Origin of the sequence: Alistipes sp. CAG:268, from assembly GCA_000434235.1 — a bacterium.
GTDB lineage: Bacteria > Bacteroidota > Bacteroidia > Bacteroidales > Rikenellaceae > Alistipes > Alistipes avistercoris.
This window is the reverse complement of the sequence record FR892005.1, coordinates 153,329-171,971: the sequence shown is the minus strand read 5'-3', so window position 1 is coordinate 171,971 and position 18,643 is coordinate 153,329. Positions and strand designations below refer to the sequence as shown.

General features: G+C 63.5%; 15 protein-coding genes. 6 read left to right on the top strand and 9 right to left on the bottom strand.

What is annotated here, in order from left to right; all coding sequences use genetic code 11:
* Positions 1-58 precede the first annotated feature (58 nt).
* Genes QZL63_RS07425 through QZL63_RS07400 form a run of 6 tightly spaced genes read left to right on the top strand, consistent with a single transcriptional unit; the run spans position 59 to position 5,794 of the window.
* Complete coding sequence (locus QZL63_RS07425) at positions 59-466, top strand: hypothetical protein (protein WP_022308691.1); 408 nt, start codon at positions 59-61, stop codon at positions 464-466.
* 48 nt (positions 467-514) lie between these two features.
* Positions 515-1,993: a ComEC/Rec2 family competence protein gene (locus tag QZL63_RS07420; protein WP_022308690.1), complete on the top strand. Its 1,479-nt coding sequence runs from the start codon at positions 515-517 to the stop codon at positions 1,991-1,993.
* A complete protein-coding gene (locus tag QZL63_RS07415) occupies positions 1,990-3,138 on the top strand; it encodes a THUMP-like domain-containing protein (protein ID WP_022308689.1) in 1,149 nt (382 codons plus the stop codon). Before QZL63_RS07420 ends, QZL63_RS07415 begins: the two co-directional genes overlap by 4 nt.
* Positions 3,139-3,168: 30 nt before the next feature.
* A complete protein-coding gene (locus QZL63_RS07410) occupies positions 3,169-4,500 on the top strand; it encodes a YihY/virulence factor BrkB family protein (protein WP_022308688.1) in 1,332 nt (443 codons plus the stop codon).
* Positions 4,497-5,273, top strand: coding sequence for a Rossmann-like and DUF2520 domain-containing protein (locus tag QZL63_RS07405; protein WP_022308687.1), 777 nt, complete (start codon positions 4,497-4,499; stop codon positions 5,271-5,273). Before QZL63_RS07410 ends, QZL63_RS07405 begins: the two co-directional genes overlap by 4 nt.
* On the top strand, positions 5,249-5,794 hold the full coding sequence (locus QZL63_RS07400; protein ID WP_022308686.1) for a KdsC family phosphatase: 546 nt from the start codon (positions 5,249-5,251) through the stop codon (positions 5,792-5,794). The genes QZL63_RS07405 and QZL63_RS07400 overlap by 25 nt, the downstream gene beginning before the upstream one ends.
* A gap of 129 nt (positions 5,795-5,923) precedes the next feature.
* Here the strand turns inward: QZL63_RS07400 and QZL63_RS07395 are convergent, their stop codons facing one another.
* The 9 genes from QZL63_RS07395 to QZL63_RS07355 form a co-directional block, all read right to left on the bottom strand.
* Positions 5,924-6,766, bottom strand: a complete 843-nt coding sequence (locus QZL63_RS07395; RefSeq protein WP_022308685.1) for a hypothetical protein — start codon at positions 6,764-6,766, stop codon at positions 5,924-5,926.
* A 24-nt stretch (positions 6,767-6,790) separates the two neighbouring features.
* The gene (locus QZL63_RS07390; protein WP_022308684.1) at positions 6,791-7,624 is read right to left on the bottom strand and encodes an endonuclease/exonuclease/phosphatase family protein; all 834 of its coding nucleotides are present in this window, start codon (positions 7,622-7,624) and stop codon (positions 6,791-6,793) included.
* Positions 7,625-7,644: 20 nt separating this feature from the next.
* Entirely contained in the window at positions 7,645-9,255 is a 1,611-nt protein-coding gene (locus tag QZL63_RS07385) for a RagB/SusD family nutrient uptake outer membrane protein (protein WP_290586401.1), read from the bottom strand.
* Positions 9,256-9,280: 25 nt separating this feature from the next.
* Positions 9,281-12,418: a SusC/RagA family TonB-linked outer membrane protein gene (locus tag QZL63_RS07380; RefSeq protein ID WP_290586398.1), complete on the bottom strand. Its 3,138-nt coding sequence runs from the start codon at positions 12,416-12,418 to the stop codon at positions 9,281-9,283.
* Between the two features lie 278 nt (positions 12,419-12,696).
* Positions 12,697-14,349 carry a beta-N-acetylhexosaminidase gene (locus tag QZL63_RS07375; RefSeq protein ID WP_022308681.1) on the bottom strand — a complete coding sequence of 551 codons (1,653 nt, stop codon included), beginning with the start codon at positions 14,347-14,349 and terminating at the stop codon, positions 12,697-12,699.
* A gap of 15 nt (positions 14,350-14,364) precedes the next feature.
* The gene (locus tag QZL63_RS07370) at positions 14,365-15,186 is read right to left on the bottom strand and encodes an ROK family protein (protein ID WP_022308680.1); all 822 of its coding nucleotides are present in this window, start codon (positions 15,184-15,186) and stop codon (positions 14,365-14,367) included.
* Positions 15,183-16,196 carry a metallophosphoesterase family protein gene (locus tag QZL63_RS07365; protein WP_022308679.1) on the bottom strand — a complete coding sequence of 338 codons (1,014 nt, stop codon included), beginning with the start codon at positions 16,194-16,196 and terminating at the stop codon, positions 15,183-15,185. Before QZL63_RS07365 ends, QZL63_RS07370 begins: the two co-directional genes overlap by 4 nt.
* Positions 16,197-16,215: 19 nt before the next feature.
* Complete coding sequence (locus QZL63_RS07360; protein WP_022308678.1) at positions 16,216-17,823, bottom strand: MGH1-like glycoside hydrolase domain-containing protein; 1,608 nt, start codon at positions 17,821-17,823, stop codon at positions 16,216-16,218.
* 19 nt (positions 17,824-17,842) lie between these two features.
* On the bottom strand, positions 17,843-18,643 hold an 801-nt coding region (locus QZL63_RS07355), incomplete at its 5' end, for an alkaline phosphatase (protein WP_290586395.1).

Below are 18,643 nucleotides of genomic sequence, written 5' to 3'. Positions count from 1 at the left end.
CGCTCTTCCGCTGGCTCCGCCGCTACGTCCGCCGCCGCATCCGGAAGGAGGTGGAACCATGAGCCGCGGGCTGGAAAACCGCAACCCGGGCAACATCCGCCGGGCTCCGGTCCGCTACAAGGGCGAGGTGCGCCCCTCGCGTGACCCCGACTTCAAAGAGTTTGAAAGCCTCGCCTGGGGCTACCGCGCCATCTTCGTGCTGCTCGACACCTACCGCACACGCTACGGGATAGACACGCTCCGCGGCATGATCTCGCGCTGGGCCCCGCCCTCGGAGAACCGCACCGAAGCCTATATCCGGGCCGTGGCCGACGACACGGGACTCGACCCCGACAAGCCGCTCGACACCCGCGACCGAAAGACGATGGTCCCCCTGGCCGCCTCGATCTCGCGCGTGGAGAACGGCGTGCAGGCCGAAACGGCCGAGGTCGAGCGCGGATGGGCGCTTTTCGCCGGCGGAACGTGATGCAAATCCGGCCGAATTGCCTATCTTTGTCCAAAGACCCCTCCGCACATGAACCTCCAGCCGCTCCGGAACCGACTCGACCGCATGCCGATGCTCAAGGCACTCGTTCCCTTCGCAGCGGGGATCGTGCTCTCGGGATACGGCTCCCTGCCCCTGTGGTTTCTCACGGGGGCTTTTCTGCTGTCCGGAGCGACGGCACTGCTCATGCGTTCGTCGGCGGCAACGCTCGGGATGCTGCTGACGGCGGGATTCGCCGCCGCGCAGCTCCGCACGTCGGAACCCGACATACCGGTCGGCGTCCACACTTCGTTCGAACTGCGCATCGGGGAGATGCCCGCCGACCGGAGCCGCTACGCAACCGCGACGGCCCGGATCGAGGCGTGGCGCGACCCGGTCCGCGGAACATGGCACCCCGCCTCGTCGCACATCCGCCTCTACGCCGACTCGCTCACCAGCATCGACGGCGGCGAGCGGATCCTCTGCCGCGGCACGGTGCGCCCCTTCCGCCAGGGGAGCGAGAGCTACCGGAAGCTGATGCGCCGGCGAGGTGTTGCCGGCACGCTGTGGCTGGCTCACGACAACCTGCTCGAGCGCCTTCCCGTCGGGGAGCGGACGCTCCACCTGCGGGCCTCGGAGCGGCTTGCACGCCTGCCCCTCACGGGCGATGCCGCCGCCGTGGTGCGGGCCATGACGGCGGGCGACCGCAGCGGCCTGACCCCGGAGCTGCGCACAGCCTACTCGCGCAGCGGGCTGTCGCACCTGCTGGCCGTATCGGGACTCCACACGGGAATCGTCTTCGTGCTCATCAACCTGCTGCTGTGGTGGCTGCCGCTGCTGCGCCGCGGACACCTGCTGCGCAACCTGCTGGCCGCCGCGGCCGTCTGGTGTTTCGTCGCCGCGGCCGGATTCCCGCCCAGCGCCGTCCGGGCCGCCGTGATGTGCACGCTGCTGCAGGCGGCACTTGCCTCCGCCTCGGAGTATGTCGCGCTGAACGCCCTGGCCGCGGCTGCCTTCGGCATGCTGCTCTGGAACCCCGCCTGGATCGGCGACGTCAGTTTCCAGCTCTCGTTCGCCGCCGTCGCCGCCATCCTCGCATGGGGTGTCCCGCTCTGCCGACGCTGCCACACCCGGTGGCGCGCGGTGAACCTGCTGGCGGACGCCTACCTGATCGGTCTGGCCGCCACGCTCGGCACGGCACCGCTCGTCTCGCACCTGTTCGGCATCGTCCCGCTGGCCGGGCTGCTCATCAATCCGGCGGCCATCGCCCTGACGACCGTCGTCGTCTTCGGCGGAGCGTTGTGGCTGCTGCTGCCCCTCGCACCCCTCGCTGCGCCCCTCGCATGGGCCGTCGGCACGGCAGCCGAAGGGATCAACGCCCTGGCCCGCCTGGTTGCCGCACTCCCGGGCGGCGCGGCCGAATACACGCTCGGCAGCCTCCCGACGGCGGGCATCTACCTGCTTCTGGCCGCAGGAACCCTCGCGGCATGGTGCAGGGAACCGAAAAAAAACGTACTTTTGCCCTCGTGATCACTGCCGAAGAATACGAACTGCTCCGCAGCCCCGGACTCGTGCGGGCCGTAGCCGAGGCCCGGCACCGCGACCCGCTGGAGGTGGCCATGGACCGCCGCATCCCGCATGCCCGGCTGGTGGCCACGCAGGTCAAGTACCTCGCCCGGGCCGAGCGGAAGCTGCCGACCTATGCCGCGGCGCAGTGCATCCTGCCGCCGCGCGCCTTCGAACAGGCCTCGAGCGAGGCCTGCGCCGCACACAAGTGCATCGGGGGCGACTCGGTGCTGGACCTCACCTGCGGGCTGGGGGTCGATGCCCTCTTCTTGAGCCGCCGCTTCCGCCGCGTGGTAACCCTCGAGCGCGACCCCGTGCTGGCACGGATCGCCGCGGAGAACTTCGCACGGCTCGGCGCCGGCAACGTCGAGGTGGTCGCCTCACCGGCCGAGGAGTACCTGGCACGCGAAGGGCTCCGCTTCGACTGGGTCTATGCCGACCCCGACCGTCGGGACGGCGACGGCCGCAAGCTCGTCCGACTGGAGGACTGTTCGCCCGACATCCTCGCCCTGCGGCCGCTGATCGACCGGGTTGCCCCGCGGCTCTGCCTGAAGAACTCCCCGCTGTTCGACGTCGGCGAGGCCCTGCGCCTCTTCCCCTCGGCCCGCGTGGAGGCCGTCTCGCTCGAGGGCGAATGCAAGGAGGTGCTCATCTACGCCGACGGTACGGGACCCCTGCTGACCGCCACGGCCCTCGGCACCGGCTCCTTCTCGGCCCGGCCCGGGGAGCAGCCGCCCGCGGCACCCGAACACTTCGACGCGGCGCACTACCGCTGGCTCGTCATCCCCGACGCCGCGCTGCAGAAGGCCCGCCTGGTGCGGCTTCATCTGGCCGGCCGGGCCGACGTGTGGAGCGAAAACGGGTACGGATTCGCCGCGGAACGGCCAGAAGGGGTGCTGGGCCGCACGCTGGAGATCGACTCGATCGGGCGTTACGACCCGCAGTCGCTCAAGCGCAGCTGCAAGGGACTCCGCGGCGAGGTGCTCAAGCGCGACTTCCCGATTGCGGCCGAGGAGCTGATGCGCCGCCTCGGGATGCGGCCCGGCGCCGACGTCCGGCTGGCTTTCACGAAAATCGGGAACGATTTTTGGGCGATCCGCCTAAAATAGCTACCTTTGTTCGACAGCCCCTCGCCACACATGAAAATCCGGGAACTCCTGACATACTTCACCGACACGATCTTCCTGCGCGACCTCAACGAATGGCGCAATCCCGTCGTGCGGTGGCTCGTGCAGCAGTACCGCCTGCTCTTTTACACGGCACGGGGGCTGCAGGAGCACGGAACGATCGTCCGCAGCGCGGCGCTGACCTTCTACACGCTCATGTCGCTCGTGCCGATCATCGCCGTGGTGTTCGCCGTCGTCAAGGGCTTCGGGCTGGCCGACGGGCTGGTCGAGAACCTCTACGAACTCTTCCCGCAAAACCCCGAGATCATCGACTACATCGTCGGGTTCGCCGAGAAGGCCCTGCTCCGCACGCAGGGCGGCGTGGTGGCCGCCGTGGCGCTGGTCATGCTCTTCTGGGCCGTAATCCGTGTCTTCGGCTCGATCGAAAACGCCTTCAACAACATCTGGGAGGTCAAGGTCGAGCGCAGCATAACCCGACAGTGGACCGACTACATCGCCGTGGTGATGATCGTGCCGCTGCTCTGGATCGTGGCCAACGCCCTGACCAACTACGCCGAGACGCGGCTCGGCTTCGACGACGCCTGGTACTTCCGGCTGCTCTCGCGCCTGGCCTCGATGGCCGTGATCTGGACCATGTTCACCCTGCTCTACATGGTCATTCCCAACGCCCGGGTACGTCTGGGCAGCGCCCTGATGGCCGGCATCGTCGCCGGAACGATCTTCCTCGCCTTCCAGTGGGGCTACGTCTACGTCCAGCGCTGGATGACCTCCTACAACGCCATCTACGGCAGCTTTGCCGCCCTGCCCCTCTTCCTTATCTGGCTGCAGACCTCGTGGGAGATCCTGCTCTTCGGCGGCGAGCTCTCGTTCGCCTACCAGAACATCGAGCGATTCGGCGAGGAGCGCGAATCGCTGCTGATCAACTACGACCAGCGCCGCAAGGTGATGCTCGCCGCGATGCTGGCCGTCGTGCGCCACTTCCGCGACCGAGGCGGCGCCATGCCCGCCGAGCGGATCCGCCGCGAGCTGAACCTCCCGACACGCATCGTAAACGATGTGCTCTTCCAGCTGGTGCAGGCCGGACAGCTGATTGCCGTGCGCAGCGGCGAGGGAGAGCGCGAAGTGGCATACACCCCGGCCTACGACATCGCCTCGATGACCGTCTACGGCATCATCGAAGCCGTCGAGCGGGCCGGGCAGACCACCTTCGACCTGCATGCCACCCCCGAACTGGCACGCATCGACCACAGCGTGGAGACCCTCAAGCAGACGGCCCGCGAAGCCCGCGGGAATGTCCCGCTGACGGAGCTGCTCGACGAACCGGAAAACCGAAAACAAGCATGAACCGTGTCGTAATCATCGGAAGCGGCAATCTGGCCGAGGCCCTGGCCCGCGCCCTTGCCGCCGCACGCGGGCTGCAACTCGTGCAGATCCACGCCCGCAACGAAGAACGGGGCCGCGAGGTGGCCCGTATCGCAGGATGCGCCTGGAGCGGCGATCCGGCGGCTCTCGCCCCGGCGGACCTCTACCTGATCGCCGTGAGCGACCGCGCAGTCGCGGAGGTTGCCGAACGGCTTCCCATCCCGCACGGAGCCGCCGTGGCCCACACGGCCGGCAGCGTGCCGATGGAGGCCATTCCCGCGAAGTTCGCCCGACGCGGCGTCTTCTACCCGATGCAGACCTTCACGAAGGGCCGCGCCGTCGATTTCCGCCCCATACCGATCTTCCTCGAGGCCTCCACACCGGAGCTGCTCGCCGAGCTGGAGGAGGTGGCACAACGCCTCTCGGACCGGGTGATCCCGGCCGACTCGGAGCGGCGCTCGAAGATCCACCTGGCGGCGGTCTTCGCCTGCAACTTCGCCAACCACATGTACGCACTCGGCGAGGAGATCGCCCGCAGCGCCGGACTCGACTTCGATGTACTCCGGGCCCTGGTGGCCGAGACCGCGGCCAAGGCCTGCGACGCAGCCTCGCCCCGCGACGTGCAGACCGGCCCCGCCGTACGCGGCGACCGCACCACACAGGAACGCCACGAGGCGCTGATCGCCGATCCCCGCATGAAAGAGATCTACCAAACAATCAGCCAAAACATATGGGAAACTTCAAGGAAGATATAGCCCGCTGCCGGGCTTTCGTATTCGACGTGGACGGCGTGATGACCGACGGCGGCATCATACCGACCATCGACGGCGACTTCATCCGCCGCTACAACGCCAAGGACGGCTATGCGCTGGCCTACGCCATCAAGGCGGGCTACAAGGTCTGCATCATCTCGGGAGGACGCGGCCGCACGCTCGAATACCGGCTCCGCATGCTCGGAGTCAAGGACTACTATCTCGACTGCATGGACAAGATCCGGACCATGCGCGAATACTTCGCCCGCGAGGGATTAGACCCAGCCGACGTGATCTACATGGGCGACGACATCCCCGATCTGGAGTGCATGCGCGAAGTGGGGATTCCGGTCTGCCCGGCCGATGCCGCATCGGAGGTGATCGAGGCGTCGCGCTACGTCTCCGAGTTCCGCGGCGGCGAGGGCGCCGTGCGCGACATCGTCGAGCAGGTGCTGCGTGCCCGCGGCGACTGGGCCCGCGACTCGATGGGTGTGACCCCCTCGTCGCTGGTGGCCTCCCGCTGACGGACGCTGCGATCCGGGCGGACGACAGCAGGAGAACGAGAAAACGAACCGACCGGAGAGCGCCCTTGAAAAAAACGACGGGACCGAATGCAACATTCGGTCCCGTCTCTCATTGTCCCAACCGGGCCTTTACCACATCACATTGATGCTGTAAGCCTCGATACCGTTACCCAGCGACTCCGTATCGACACCCGTGAAGCCCCAGAAACGCTCCTCGGCAAGCATGAACACCGAGTATTCGCTTCCGGCTACCACCTTGTAGACCTTGAACGAGGGGTCTGCCGAAGCAACCGACTGCTCGAGCGAGCCGAACAGATCGTTCTTCACCGTACCGATCATCAGCAGGTTCATGTTCTCGCGCTTGAGGAGGTTCATGACACCCTCCTCGCCACCGAAGGCCGAAAGCTGATCGGCGGCATCGAAACGCACCGTGTAGAAATTGATGTTGAACGAAATATCGACCGTGGCGACCACCTCTCCGTTCTCATCGCGGTCGGTGCGCGTACCCTTCATCAGGGGCGAGAAGCTCGTCACACGGCTGCCGGCACCCGTCTCCACCGAGCGCACCAGGCGGGTCGGCTCGTTGAAGAAGAGCGTGCTGCCCTCGAAGACCGTCTTTCCACCCAGCTTGTTGAAGGCGGATGCGGTCCAGCGATAGGTATCGACCGAGAGCTGCATCACGTCCGAAAGACGCGAGTTGTCGGTCCGGTCGAGAACCGTCAGCCAGGATTTCTCGCGCTTGTTCAGCGTATTGACCATGTATCCCTTCAGGGCCTGGTAATCCGCGTCGCTCGTAATCAGCGGCGCATCGGTCAGGCGGCTCACGAACTGGATCTTGGCATTGAACTTGTCGGACGGCTTGGCGCTCACCGATTTCAACGTGTACTCGTCGTCATCGGAGCAGCCGACAACCCCCGCGGCAACTACTCCCAGCGAGAGGAGTGCCATCATGTATTTCTGTATCTTTTTCATCTCTTCGTACGTTTTTTCGATTCATTACTTCAAGGTAACGGTAGCCATGACGGGATCGTGGTCCGAGAGGTTGCCGCAATCCTTCGACTCGAACGTCTCGCTTCCGGACCATGCACCCTTCGGGAATGCCCAGATGTGATCGACCCAGCTATAACCGATGTGGTCGCCGACATTGCTCAACGGATCCAGAACGGAGCCCGAGCCGACATTGAGGTCGCCCATCATGATGGTCGGATACTCCGGATTGTCCAGACCGAGGAATTCGACAGACTCGCGGGCCTGACGGGTGCGGACCTCCGAATAGCCCATGTGGTCGAAATGCGCACAGGCAATGCGGACAACCTTGCCGGCCGACTCGGAGGTGGGAACCAGCACGTCGGCATAACCGACGCTGCGCTGGTCCGTTCCGTACTGATCCAACTGCCATCCGTCGTTCCACTGGTAGTTGCCGTCACCCTTGTAGTGCTCGTAGGTAAAGAGCTTCGATCCGGTGGCTACGATCGGATATTTCGACAGGATCACGTTGCCGTAATAGCCCTCGTCTTTCGGGTAGGACATGATGTAGAAAGGATACATCTCCATCAGGGCAGCGATCTCGGCCATCTTCTCCTTGCCCATGCGGCTCGTGCCGGTCTCGAACTCGTTGAAGCAGACGACATCGGGATTCTGGGCCTTGACCAGATCGACATACTCCTCGACGGGGAATCCCGCCTCGGCTCCGGACTTGTCCGTCTTTTCGAACGAAAGGACGTTCCATACCAATACTTTCAGCTGCACGCTCTGTGCGCTCGCCATGGCCGTCGTGAACAGCGCGGCACACAGGGCGCCTGCGCGAACGGCATATTTCAGGATTTTCATATTCGAATGACTGCTTCAGATTAATAACCAATGTTCTGCTTCAGGTTCACCGTACCGTTGAACGCCGTCACCGGAATCGGGAAGACCTGGTTGATGACCGGATCGAACGTACGGCCCTGGTCGTAATCGGACGGCTCGTCGATCACCACGGTCTGCGTAGCCGAATCCCAGTGCGAATTGACCCGGCGCGTCGGCTCGGCATAGACCTCCTTCGCATCGCCCCAGCGGACCATGTCCAGGTGGCGGCTCGGCATGAACTCGAATGCCAGCTCACAGCGGCGCTGGTTCTTCAGCTCGGCCTTCGTGGCGGTGCTGTTCTCTTCGAGGCGGGCACGCTTGCGGATGCGGTTGAGCAGCTGCTTGGCCTCGGCATCGCCTTCGCCCTTGGTCCAGATCAGCGCCTCGGCCTTCATCAGCAGCACGTCGGCATAACGCATCAGGCACATGCCGAGCGTGTTGCTGGCGTTGTCGCCGTTCGGGTTCACATCCTTGCCCACGCAGTCGGCCTCCTCCCACGGGGAGAGGAACTTGCGGAAGGTCATGCCCGTATCCGACGAGATTCCGTAGGTCGAGCTTCCGAAGAGGATCTCGCGGCCCATGAACTTGATCGTCTGGCCGGGATAGAGGATCGTGGCGTCACGACGGATGTCGCCCTCCTCAAAGGCCTCCCACAGCGAGAGGGTCGGCTGGAAATAACCCCAGTGGTTGTAGAGGTTCCATCCGCCGTTCTGGAACGACATGCCGTGGAACTTCGGGCCGTCGGAAGCGTTGCCCAGCAGCGAGAAGATGTACTCGCAACCGAAGTTCTGCTCCTTGCGCCAAAGGTTGGCAAACGTATTGTTCGTGCCGTCATCGAACAGGTCGCGCTTGTCGGCGCCGCTCAATGCCATCACCTTGTCGCACATCTCGATGACCGTATCGTAGTACTTGGCATCGAACTGTGCGGCGTAGAGGGCGGCACGGGCGGCAAAGGCCCATGCGGCAGCCTTGTGGGGCAGACCGTACTCCTCGGGAGCAAGCTCCGAGAAGTAGGGCAGGCGTTCGCCGGCCTCGCGCATGTCGCTGATGATCTGGTCGTAGTTCTGGAGTACCGAAGCGGGGCGCGGGAGGTCCATGTCGGCCGGTTCGGTCGTGTCGAGGATGATCGGAATACCGCCGTTGGGGCCGTTGTCACCGTAATAGGGAGCGATCCACAGCATCGCGAAACCGCGGAAGAAGTAGGCGATACCGGTAGCCTTGCGCTTGTAGGCCTCGTCCAGATTCATCGTGGGGACCATCTTGATGATGTTGTTCGCCTTGGCGTTCACCTCATACATGATCTTCCAGTTGTTCTTCACGTCGCGGCCGTTGCTCGGGGCCATACGGAAGTTGCGGATATCCTCGGCCTCGCTCTGCGGACGGCCGACCGTCAGGTTGTCGCTGCAGCACTCGAACCACATGATGCCGCGGCCCGTCACACCCTCCGAGTCGTTCGTCGTGAACGAATAGAGGGCGGCAATCGCCTTGTCAATATCGCCCTGGGTCTCCCAGACCGTCGAGGCGCCGTATTTCTTGACTTCGAGGAAGTCGGAACAGCCCGAAACGAGCGCTCCGCTCAGAAGGAGTCCTCCCAGAATGAATATCTTTTTCATTTTCATGATCTTGGCTGTTTTTTGATTAGAAATTGACATTTACGCCGAAGTTGAAGAAGCGCGTTACGGGATAGACACCGCGGTCGATACCGTAGTTGCCCACCTCGGGATCCACTCCCGTGTAGCCCGTAATCGTGCAGACATTATCGACGCTCATGTAGACGCGGAGCGAACCGCTCTTCATGCCCACGAAGCGGCAGACCTTCTCGGGAAGCGTATAACCCAGCGTGATGTTCTTCAGGCGGAGGTAGTCGCCGTCCTCGAGGAAGAGGTCCGAGAACTTCGTGTAGTTGCCGTTCGTGTCGCTGCCGGTAACCAGACCCAGGCGCGGGTACTTGCTGCTCTCGGGGTTGAAATCCCACGTATCGAGCACGTCGGAGATCAGGTTGCCGTAGTCGTTGCGGCCGTTCATGGCCATCTGCTTCAGACCGTTGTAGATCTTGTTGCCCGTCACGCCCTGGAAGAAGAAGCTGAAGTCGAAGCCCTTCCAGTCGAACGAACCGCCGAACGAGAAGGTGTTCTTCGGGGTGTAGGAACCGGCGAATACCTTGTCATCGTCATTGATCACACCGTCGTTGTTCGTATCGACGAAGATCAGGTCGCCGACCTTGGCATCGGGCATGAGCAGCTTGGCTTCGCCCGTCTCGGGGTTCTTGTAGATATACTTGTTGATCTCGTCCTGCGAACGGAAGATACCGGCCGTACGGTAGACCATGAACGAATACCAGGGCTGTCCGGCATCCGAGAAGAGCAGGGCGTTGCTGTTCAGGTTGGGGCTGGTGTGCATTACCGGGCCGTTGCGCACGCCGTATTCGCGCACATAACCCTTGTTGGTCGAGAACATACCCCAGACGTTGTAGTTGAACTTGCCCTGGGCGGCGCTGCCGTTGTAGTTGATCGAGAACTCCCAACCCTTGTTGAGCACGTTACCCATGTTGCCCATCGGCGAGTTAGCCACACCGATCTGCTCGGGAGTCGGAACCAGGTCGATCAGGTCCTTGGTCACCTTGTGGTAGTAGTCGGCGCTGAACTCGAGCTTGTTGTCGAACAGGGCCAGGTCGAGACCCACACTGGTTTGCTCGGTCGTCTCCCAGCGGGCGTTGAGGTTCGGGATCGTGGAGAGATAGGTACCCTGCACGAGCTGGTCGAGGTTCTGACCGAAGATCATCGAATAGGTGTAGTTGAGCAGCTCGACGTCGGCCACGTTGTTCGGATAGAGGTCCACGTTACCGACACGTCCCCAGCCGGCACGCAGCTTGACCAGGTTGAAGGTCTTGGCCAGGCCCGAGTTCTGGAAGAACTTCTCCGAGGAGATCTTCCACGATCCGGAAACCGAGGGGAACCAGTCGTAGTTCTTGGCGGCGGGCAGCTTCGACGAGGCGTCGCGGCGGATGCTGCCGACCAAGAAGTAGCGGTCGTCGAACGAATAGCCGATACGGGCGAGGAACGAAGCCATCGCATACTCGTAGATGAACTCCTGCGGGTGCGTGTCGGTCCAGTTCTCGGCCTGTCCCCAGAGCAGCTGGTCATCGGCCTCCGAAGCGTAGTTGCGCGAATAGAGCTGACGCTCGCGCGTCTTCTTGAAGTCGGCGGTGAAGCCGGCCATGGCGCTGATGTGGTGCTTGCCGAAGACCTGTGCATACGAGATAGTGGTCTCCGAAAGCCAGTGGCGGTCGCGGTAGAAGAACTGCTCGCGGTGGTTCTCGCTGCGCTGCAGACCGCGCTCGGTCATCTTGGGATAGAACTCGTCGGCCTCCTTGTTGCGCAGGTCGGCCGTGAAGTCGGACTTAATGGTCAGCGACGAGATCGGCTTGATCTCCACCGAAGTGGTCGAGTAGATCTTGTTTTCGGGATAGAGACGGTGCAGACGCTCGAGGTAGGCCACCGGGTTGTAGAGCAGCGGCGTACCGTTCACGTTGGCCCACAGCGGGGTCGTACCGCCGTAGAACTTGTTGCCCTTGTCGTCGAGGGCGTAGGTTCCGTCCTCGTTCATCTCATAGACCGTAGCCGAACGGGGATACCAGACGGCACCCATGATGGGACCCTGGTGGCTCGTATCGACATTACCCTGACCGTTGGAGACGACGAACGAGGCACGCTCGGAGATCTTCAGCCACTTGGCCAGTTTGAAATCGGTCTGCAGCTTGCCGTTGAAACTCTCGCTCCAAGTATTCAGCAGCACGCCGTCCTTCTTGTCATAGGAGAGCGAGAAGATCGACTGCACCTTCTCCGTACCGCCGCTGATCGAGGCGGCATAGTGCTGCGTGAAGCCGGTCTGGAAAATCTCGTCGAGCCAGTCGGTGCGGGTCACGTTGCCCCACGGATAGACACTCGGGTCGGCGGCACTCGGAAGCTGGCTGCCGGGATTGCTCTCCACGGCCTTGGCCCAAACCGAGTTGTACTGCTCGGCCGTCAGCATCGTAGGCAGGTTGGAAACCTTCTCGAAGCCGAGCGACACGTTGGCGCTGACGCGGATCTGGCCGCTCTGGGCCTTCTTGGTGGTAATCAGGATGACACCGCTCGATCCTACCGATGCACCGTAGATAGCGGCCGAAGCGGCATCCTTGAGCACGGTGATCGACTCGACATCCTCGACCATGTAGGGTGCGTTGGGCACGCCATCAACTACCACCAGTACGCCGTCGCCCGAGGTCGGGTCGTCGTCGTTGCCCTTCGAACCGCGGCCGCGGATCGAGAACGAGGCGGGTTTCATCGGGTCACCGGTCTGCTGGATCGTCACACCGGGCATGCGGCCCTGCAACATCGTAGCCAGATTCGAGGAGCGGCTCTTGGCCACATCGTCCAGCTTGACGGTGGTCACGGCCATCGAGAGGTCCTCCTTGCGCTGCGAGCCGTAACCGATGGCCACGACCTCGCCGATCATCATCGCGTCGTCCTCCATCACCACGTCGATCTGCGTGCGGTTCATCACGGCGATGCTCTGCGCCTTATAGCCGATGAACGAGAAGTCGAGCGTGGCATTGCCGTCCACCGAGATCGAATAACGGCCATCGACATCGGTCGTGACGCCGTTGGTCGTACCCTTTTCTATAACCGAAGCACCGATCAGCGGATTCTGACCCGTGTCGGTCAAACGTCCCGAAACCGTCACCCGGTTCTGGGCCTCGGCCGGAAGCATGAGTATGCCAAGCAGCAGACTCATCAGAAAAACACGGAAGAAATTCCGCGTCTTCCCCGAAATTGTCAAATTCATTTCCATAGAGTTAAGGTTAATAATTATGAGATATATAAGTGATGAGCTCTACAGGGGGATTGTAGTTTTTAAATATTTTAAATTAAACCGTGCCTTTGTAATCTCTTTGTAACGTTCGGCCATTTTGATATTCAAAATTATATACTCTATCGCAGCGATCGGTCGCCTTTCGCGTATTATAATCCTCATTTCGCGCAGATCTGCAGTCAGAGCCGCAGACCTCCGGATCAATCGGCGAATACGTGGCGGGCATAACGGTAGCCGCAGGCATCGTAGAGCCCCGTCAGGCGGCGCAGGCGGCGCACGAAACCTTCGTAATCGTCCGTGGCAGTGCCCCATCCGACCTCGGCGAGCGCCCCCAGCCGCGGCAGCAGCATGTACTGCGCCTGATCGAAATCGGGGATGTATTCGGTCCACAGATTGGCCTGTACGCCGAGCAGGAACTGCCGTTCGTCGGATGAAAGGCCTTCGGCAGGGTCGAATGCATAGACCTGCCCGAGGGGCAGGTATCCGCCCCAGGCGAGCGGCTCACGGGCCGTATCGTCCGTCTGGTAGTAGTCGAAATAGCAGTGGGTCGTGGGGGCCATGATCACGCGGTTGCCCTGACGGGCGGCACGGATGCCGCCTTCAGTCCCGCGCCACGACATGACAATGGCCGTCGGCGAAACCCCGCCGTCGAGCACCTCGTCCCAGCCGATCAGTTCGCGGCCGTGCCGCTGCAGGAAGCGCTCGACACGCACCGTGGCATAACCCTGCAGCTGCCGCGGACGGGTAAGCCCCTCGGTACGCATCCGCGCCCGGCAGCGGGGGCACTGCTCCCACATCTTCGTCGGGCACTCGTCCCCGCCGATGTGGATGTATTTCGAAGGGAAAAGCCCGATGACCTCATCGAGCACCCCTTCGATGAACTCGAAGGTCTCCTCGCGGCCCGGGCAGAAGACCCGATCGTCGATGTCCCATGTCTGCCGCACCTCATACTGCTCGCCCGTGCAGCTCAGCCACGGATAGGAGGCCAGTGCCGCCACGGCATGGCCCGGGAATTCGATTTCGGGAATGACCGTGATGAAGCGCCGCGCGGCGTAATCGACCACCTCGCGGATCTCCTCCTGCGTATAGAAGCCGCCGTAGGGGGTCTCGTCGTAACGGCACGACTCGTCGTACTCGCCGCCGGGATCCTTGCCGATGAGCGTCCGTTTGCGCACCGACCCCACGCGCGTGAGTTCGGGGTATTTGCGGATCTCGATCCGCCACCCCTGGTCGTCGGTCAGGTGCCAGTGGAAGACATTCATCTTGTGCAGGGCCATCAGGTCGAGCGTGCGCTTGACCTCATCGACCGTAAAGAAATGGCGCGCCACATCGAGCATCAGCCCGCGGTAAGCCAGCGCCGGGCGGTCGTCGATCCTGACCGCGGGCAGCTCCACGGCCCGCAGCCCGTCCTCTCCGAATGCCGCGGCGGGCAGCAGCTGCCGGAGCGTCTGCACGGCATGGAACGCCCCCTCGGGGCCGCCGGCCAGAATCTCGATCCGGTCGTCCGCCACCGTCAGCCGGTAGGCCTCCTGCGGCAGCGTATCGGCACGGCCGATGTTCACCGCTCCCGGGATGGACGCATCCCCCGTCCCGACGGAAAGTTTCCGTCCGAAGAGCGGCTCCACGACCTCGTCCAGGGCATCGGCCACCCACTCCATGCGGGCATCCGACTCCGCCCCGCCGACCATTCGGACGGGCGTGTCGCCCGTCAGGCGGAAAGTCCCGTCACCGCACTCCACGGCCGCAGGCTGCGGCACCACGGCCACCTCGCGCTCGGCCGAAACCGTCCGGCCACAGGCATACGCCGAGAGACAACCGACACCCAGAAGGATGCGGCTGCAAATCCTATTCATCACCATATCAGTACGTTATTCGCAGGCCGATGCGCCCAGCAATCCGACATTCTCGATTTTCGAACAGCCGATCCTCAGCCGTTCGACGGTCCGTGCATAGGGGAATTCCGCAAGCCGCTCGTACATCGCCTCGCGGAAGAAGTCGAAGGCTTGCGAGATGCTGCCTCCGAAGACGATCGCCTCGGGATCGTAGGCATAGAGCGCCAGCATCACAAGCTGTCCGATGTGCCCGCCGAACTCACGCCACAGGGCCAGCGCCCCGGGATCTCCCGCAGCGGCCCGCTCGAAGGCCTCCTTGCCCGACGTTCCGCGTCCGATGAAGAAGCGGCTGCTGCAGTAGTATTCGTAGTCGCGGTCGAGGTAGGGGATGCTCCCGATCTCGCCGGCACCCGTATTGGGGCCCGAGTAGAGCCTGCCGTCGATCACGATACCGGCGCCGACGCCGGTACCGAGCGCGATGCACACCACGTCGCGGCAGCCGAGCGCCTCGCCGAAGCGGCAGACGCCGAGAGCAAAGCAGTTGCAGTCGTTATTGACGTGCACCGGTATGCCGAAACGCTCCTCGAAACGCTCCTTGAGGTGCACCTCGCGCCACGAGGGAATGCCCACGACGTTGTAGACGATGCCCCGGACAGCATCGACGACCGACGGCACCCCGATCCCGATGCACTCCACCCCGGGAGCCATCAGCCGCTCGATGAGCGAAGCGATGTGCCCGAGCACCTCCTCTTCGGAACGGTCGGCCCTGCAGGGTTCCGACAACAGACGCACGATGCGTCCTTCGTCCACCAGTCCGACACGAACGTTCGTGCCGCCCAAATCCACACCGATCCTCATCGCTCCACCGAAATTTCCGTGATCTTACCCTCGTCGAAACGTGCGTGATCGACCATCCGTCCGTCGTCCTCGCGGATCCAGGTCTCGAATCCGCGCGCACCCTCGGTCAGCACGAGCATGCGCACGCCGGGACGCAGGTTGTTGTAGGTCGTGTTGTCGCCCGAGAAGCGGCCGTAGCCCAGGCAGATGCTCTTCTCGGCTACCAGGTAGTCAATGTCGTGGTCGTGTCCCACGAAGGTACCCACCACGCTGCCCGTCGCGGCCATCGCGGAGAACATTCCCGTGTTGAGCACCCCGGGACATTCGTCCTCGGCGGCACGGCCGATGTGGCTGTTGTCGGGGTTGCGCCACGCCGCCACATACTCCGGCAGCGCGATGTGGAAGAAGGCCAGCGACGGAAGCGGACGGCCCCCGTTGGCCTCGGTACGGGCCGTGCAGCACGCACGCAGCCATTCGACCTGCCCGGGGAGGAACCAGCCGTAGCCGTCGATCCCCTCGATGGTCGAGTAGTCGTGCGAGTCGAGGCAGTAGAACGCCCAGGCGGGACGGTCCGATCCGCGGCCGGCCACCGTGAGCTCGACATCGGCCAGCTCGCCGTTGTCGGCCAGCCGGTTGAGCGACCCGTCATAGGAGGTCACGATGCGGGCGATCTCCGTGCGGGCAAGGTCCTGCTCCGCATCGTGGTTGCCCAGCACCACGCAGAAGGGGATTCCGTGCCGCTCCACGGCATCGAGCAGCCGGCGCCACATCCCCTCGGCCGGGGCGCCCGTCACTACGTCGCCCGTGAAGACCACCAGATCGGGGCGCTCGCTTGTGAGCACCCGCTCCAGCCGGGCAAAGGTCTTTTCGCTCTCGGCCAGCCGGCGCGGCTTGGAGGGGTCGAGATGCATGTCGGTGAACTGCGCGATGCGGAACGTTCCGTCGTCGCGGAAACGCAGTTCGGCAGGTTGCGCCTGCAGCGTGGCGACACTCCACAGGGCGGCACAGGCCGCAGCAAACAATTTTCTCATATCGTACTTTTTTTTCAGACTAATCGAATTTCACTTCGCCGCTCTTCTCAACGCGGACCGTGCGGCTCTCGCCGTCGCCCCACATCACCGTCAGATCGAACGGCACGTCGGTCGAGACCGTCACCACGGGACGCTCCGAGGCCGAACGGCGCCGGCGCACCTTCAGATCGACCACACCGTCGGGACCGAACGGATAGCGCTCGATACCGTGCGCCTCGGTATGGGTGATGTCCCACTCGATACGCTGCTCGGAGTAATCGGACTTGATGCCCAGCACATACTCGATGAAGAGGGCGATGGGCGGCAGTCCGGTCCAGCCGACGAAATCCTTGCGGGCCATGAACCCCGGCTCGATCCGCTCGGGAGCGTAGTATTCCCAGAAAGTGCCGGTCTGCTTCCACACCTCGAAGACCGAGGCGTAGTGGTTTGCAGCGATCTCACGGGCCAGCTCCCGATAGCCCTTGCGCCAGAGCCCGTCGATGAGCATGTAGTTCGTGCCGGGCCATACGCCGCCCTGCCAGTAGCGCCCCGCAGGGTTGTACTTCGCATGGTCGGCCGAGAGCGACGGCACCCGGTGCGGCCGGGCGAACTCCGTCGTGTCGGAGAGGTGGGCCACCAGCCGGTCGAGCCGCTCCCCGTCGAGGGCGTCGGTCTGCAGGGCCCAATAGGCACCGATGCCCTTCGTTGGGCAGAGCGTGCCGTCGCCGTAACGGTCATGCAGGAATCCGGTCTGCTCGTCCCACAGGTGCTCGTTCACGTAGCGCTTCAGGTGCTTCATCTCGTCCTCCATCCACTCGATCTCCTGCCAGCGTTCGATGTAGAAGCCGATCTGGAGCAGCGACTCATCGACAAGCATCTGCTGGAGGTTCGTGTCGAGCCACACCATGTGCCCGTGCGAGAAGATCGGGTTGTATTCGGGTTTCACGCGCGGCATATTGTCCATGCCCGTTCCCCAGCCGCTCGACCAGTAGGTCCCGTCGGGCCAGGTGCGGTTGAGCCGCCACCACTTGGCATAGGCGCACAGCGCCGGGAAGACACGGTGCAGCCGCTCGATGTCGCCGAACTGCCGGTAGTAGGCCAACTCGACCCACGGCAGCAGGTCGGGGCCCGTCGAGGTGGGGTCGTAGCGTTCGAAGCAGTCGGAGCCGTCGGCGCGGATCTCGCGGCAGATGAAGCCGTCGGGATGCTGCTTGGCGTAGAAGTTGTCGAGCGACCGTTGGAAGGGGAAGTAGCGGTAGCCGTAGCGGGCGTACATCATCATGAAGGACATGTCCCACATGAAGATGTTGCCGTTGTAGGCGATGTCGAGGTAGGGCGAGACGAATCCCGACCCCTCCTGCGGCTGGCGGATGTTGCCCACGGCGATCCGCCAGGCATGCCAGTACATCTCGATCTCGCGGTCGTGCCCCTCCCACACGGGTGCGGGCAGGATTTCGCGGGCCTGCTCAAAGGGCAGCGGTTCGATCCGCTCGGGCCGGGCCGTGCGGTACTCGTTCTCAGCCACGAAGACCTCCTTCACATAAGTATTCTTGTAGGGCAGCTCATAGGGACCCGACGTGAGTCCCTGTCCGGCAGCCGGAGCGGCAGCGCACCCCAGGAGCGCCGCCGCGACGATCATTCGTTTCATATCGGTTCGTTTCATGTGCCTATCGGGTCAGTTCGCGGATGCGGCGGGCAATCTCCGTATTGAGGTAGGTGCCGCAGAAACGGTCGGCGCCGGGCCCGTAGGCAAAGACGGGCAGCATGGCCGGCGTGTGGTCGTCGGTCGTATAGACCCCCATGATGCGGCCGCTCTGCTCGTCACCGTCGAGCAGCACCAGACCGCCGGTCTCGTGGTCGGCCGTCACGACGACGAGCGTCTGGCCGTTCTCATCGGCGAACTTCAGCGCTTCGGCCACGGCCAGGTCGAAACTGAGCATCTCGATCACCGAACCGGGCAGGCAGCGCGAGTGTCCGGCATAGTCGATCTTCGCCCCCTCGACCATCAGGAAGAAACCCTTGTCGCCGCGCTCCTGCAGCTTGTCGATGGCCGCGCGCGTCGCTTCGGCCAGCAGACCGAGATTCGACTCCTCGGCCGCCTCGTCCATGCGCTCGTCAATGCAGACCACGCGCCCCTCGGCGGCATTGATCTCGTCGATCGAACGGACAAAACGGTAGTTCTTCGAAAGCTCGCCGATCAGGTCGATCCCGTCGCCGCGCTCCGTGAACTGGCGAATGCCGCTGCCGCAGAGCAGATCGACCGGCGTATCGAGCAGGCAGCGGGTCAGCTCGTCGGCGTTGTCGCGCTCGACCGAATGTCCGTAAAACGCCGTGGGCGTGGCGTCCACCGCGTTGCCGAGCGTCACCACGCCGACCGGAAGCCCCTTGCCACGGAACCAGTCGCTCAGCGACGGCACGGCCTCCCCCTCCTCGGTCATCGAGATGTGGCGGTTGGCATGGCGCTCACC